Source organism: Chthonomonas sp. (assembly GCF_035294165.1).
Taxonomy (GTDB): Bacteria; Armatimonadota; Chthonomonadetes; order Chthonomonadales; family Chthonomonadaceae; genus Chthonomonas.
The window spans coordinates 1-3,505 of the sequence record NZ_DATGLN010000150.1; the positions used below are offsets into that span (position 1 = coordinate 1).

A 3,505-nucleotide genomic window follows, 5' to 3' on the forward strand; every position below is an offset into this window, starting at 1 on the left:
TTCATTACTAAGGTATGCTAATTGTAGCCCAATCTGCCACTACAAACATAAAGCTACCGGAGGAGAAAAATACCATGGCCTATGCAAAAGTAGGAAAACCCGCACCCGATTTCACCATGCCCATCGCCAGAGCCACCGATACGCCCAAAACCGTGGGCACCAAAGTGAGCCTGAAAGACTATCGAGGCAAGTGGTTGATCCTCTTCTTCTACCCCCTCGACTTCACCTTTGTTTGCCCCACCGAGATCACCGCGCTCTCCGATCGCTACGACGAGTTCGCCGAGCTTGATGCCGATATTCTCGGCGTCTCCACCGACTCGGTCTACTCGCACCTCGCCTGGATGAACACCCCACGGGAACAACACGGCATCGGCAAGATCAATTTTCCTCTCGCCTCCGACATCACCAAAGAGGTTTCACGAGACTACGGCGTTCTCGTGGAAGAGGAGGGTGTGGCGCTGAGAGGGCTTTTCATCATTGACCCCGACGGCATTCTGCAATATGCCGTTATCAACAACCTCAACATCGGGCGCAGCACCGATGAGACCCTTCGTGTGCTTCAGGCCCTGCAAACCGGCGGTCTCTGCCCCTCCGATTGGAAACCGGGCAAAGAGCTGCTGAACGTTTAACCTCCCTCCTTATGCTACAAAGACCGGCCGCCTCTTCAAAGCGAGGGGCGGCCATTATGGTCTCTGTGCCTCCCCCTTCCAACCCTTTTTCTAGAAGAAAAACCCGTAAGAGCAAAATATCAGTTATCTGTTTTCTTCCAGCCATCGCGAGAAACCACCCTGCACTATAGGGGCAGGCCTTGTGCCTGCCAAATACAGGCAATCACTATAGGGTACCCCCTACTAAGCTCCTCACCCTAACCCCCTCCCCAATGGGAAGAGGGGAGATCAACAAGCTTACTTGTAGTTGCCTTTAATTCGCGTCCTTTCGGAAACTAATCACGACAGTCCCCTTCCTTCCGAATCGGGGGAAAGGCCGGGATAGGGGGCGAGTAAAGTCGGCTTGCTCTGTGAACTAGCTCTAGAATCGTGAGACTATCAGCCTCACCCCCTACCCCCCTCAGAGCTGGTGAGAAGTGAAACTCAAGATTTCTCGCCTTCGGCTCGAAATGACAGGCGTCTATTTCACGAGAAATGACAGTCGTAGCACCGGCTCTTCAAGGCCGATACAGAGGGGTCCCCAGAAAATCGCAAGATTTTCTGGGGCAGGGCGCCCTTCCCCTCAAGGCCGACGCCCTTCCCCTCCTCCGCTAAGACTATCGCCGTCAGATAAGACCGGCGTGTCAATCTGGGCGCGCACCAGCTCGCCGGCCTCGCTGTAGTTGATGTACACCGACTTCCACTCCGTGCAGTAGTCCATGGCCACCCAACCGGCCTCACGCGAGCCGTTTCCCGTCTGTTTTACACCACCGAATGGCAACTGAATCTCCGCTCCACTTGTGGGCAGATTCACGTAGACTAAACCGGCCTCCAACTGCTCGATAGCACGAAAGGCCTTGCGCACATCGCCGGTATAGACCGAAAGCGATAATCCGTAAGCAGTGGCATTGGCGGTGGTAAGAGCGTCGGCGAGATCGTCAACCTCCATGATGGCGGTCACCGGCCCGAAAATCTCCTCTTGGGCGATGCGCATCTTTGGGGTCACCCTATCGAGAACGGTGGGGGCATAGTAGCACCCCTTCGCATAGGCCCCCTCCGTCAATACGGTTCCGCCCATAACCACCTCGGCCCCCTCCGCCTTTCCTATTTGCACATACTCGTGGATGCGCTCTAGCTGGTGCCGGTTGATGACCGGCCCCACCTCTACGTTCGGATCGAGGCCAGAACCAACGCGTAAACGGGCAACGTGCTCCAAAAAGGCCTGCAGAAAGCGTGGTTTAATGCTTCGCTGAACCAGAATGCGACTCGCCGCAGTGCAACGCTGGCCGGAGGTGGCAAAGGCGCCCCATACAGCTCCCTTACACCCCAACTCCAGATCGGCATCCTCCAAAACGAGAATCGCGTTCTTGCCGCCCAGCTCGCAGCTTACCCGTTTCATCTGCTCGCCACAGCGCGAAGCGATCTGTTTTCCTACTGCAGTTGAGCCGGTAAACGAGATAACCCGTACCCCTTTCGCCTCCACCAGCGCCATGCCGGCCTCCGAACCGTAGCCCGTCACTAAATTGAGCACCCCATCAGGCAAGCCGGCTTCAATCAACAGCTCCACAAAGCGGCAGGCAAGCCCCGGCGTCTCTTCAGACGGTTTAAACACCACCGTGTTCCCCGCCAGCAGAGCCGGGAAAATCTTCCACGAGGGAATGGCGATGGGAAAGTTCCAAGGGGTGATCACGCCCACCACGCCTACCGGCACCCGTCGTGCGGCGCAATAGATGTCGGGTCGCTCGCTCGGCACCACATAGCCGTCGGGCATACGCCCGAAGCCGGCCATATAGTAGGCCATATCAATAGCCTCCTGCACATCGCCTCGAGCCTCCTCTAACACTTTGCCCATCTCCAACACCATGAGGCGTGCCAACCCCTCCTTGTTCTGCTCCAACAGTCGCCCCATTCGCAGCAACAAAGCGGCACGCGCCGGCTTTGGCACCCGGCTCCATTGCGGATAGGCCTGTTCGGCGGCCTCCACCGCACGGCGCACATCCTCCGCCCCCGAACGGGCAAAGATGCCGATCATCTGCTCGGTGTCGGCAGGGTTGAGGGAAGGGAAGGTGGCGCCGTTGCTTGCCGCACACCACTGTCCCCCAATGTAGTTGGTTCTTCCGTCATACATGGTTGTCATCCTCACTGCGCGAGCTTACGGGCATCCGTCTCGCGAATAATGGCGCTCACGCCGGCCTGGTTGAACCCCTTATAGCCCTCCCAGCGCTGAAGTATCTCCAGATGGCTGCCCGCCGCTCCCTGCCAGCGGAAGCGCTCGGCCTGCTTTTCGGTGATCTGCCCCCTCTGCAGTAAACGCTTGCAGCGCTCCTCGCGCACCGGCCACATCTCCGGCTCGGTGAAGGCCTGCTTCAACATGGGGAGATCGGTAAAAGGCTTCATCACCCCAAAGCCGTTTTCCATTAGCAAAGCCCGCACCTGCTCCCAATCGTATTCCGCTTCTAGGTGGTGCATTCCCGCCTCGCCGATGCTGTCGCCGTGCAGTGCGCACCACAACCCAATCGTACCTAGGCTGTCGCGTGGCTCAAGCGGCTGCTCGGCAAAATCTACAAAAAGCTCTTCAGGCGAGAGATCAACATCCGAAAAAATAACCACACGACTATCGGGATGCTCCAGAACCTGCGCGCCCCAACCGGCCTCGGCCCCGGCGTAGAATCGCTCCCGAAACTGAAAACCGGACGTGCGCCACAGCTCCATCAGATCGGCAAAACTCTCCCTAGACGAGCGGTAGGTATGGTGGTCGTGATTGGCCCAGCCAAGCCCTAGCTCCTGCTGGCGCGCATACTGCCAACGCGCCGCCCGGTTGCGTTTCATGTAGTATTCACGCTCTGCAGCAAAGAACT

General features: G+C 57.8%; 2 protein-coding genes and 1 pseudogene. 1 reads left to right on the plus strand and 2 read right to left on the minus strand.

Annotation, left to right across the window (positions count from 1 at the left end):
- Window positions 1–74: 74 nt before the first annotated feature.
- Window positions 75–629, plus strand: coding sequence for a peroxiredoxin (locus VKV29_RS07330; protein ID WP_324200654.1), 555 nt, complete (start codon window positions 75–77; stop codon window positions 627–629).
- Between the two features lie 601 nt (window positions 630–1,230).
- Here the strand turns inward: VKV29_RS07330 and VKV29_RS07335 are convergent.
- On the minus strand, window positions 1,231–2,775 hold the full coding sequence (locus VKV29_RS07335) for an aldehyde dehydrogenase family protein (protein WP_324200655.1): 1,545 nt from the start codon (window positions 2,773–2,775) through the stop codon (window positions 1,231–1,233).
- 11 nt (window positions 2,776–2,786) lie between these two features.
- Window positions 2,787–3,505, minus strand: a pseudogene (locus VKV29_RS07340) (hypothetical protein); the annotation flags it as partial.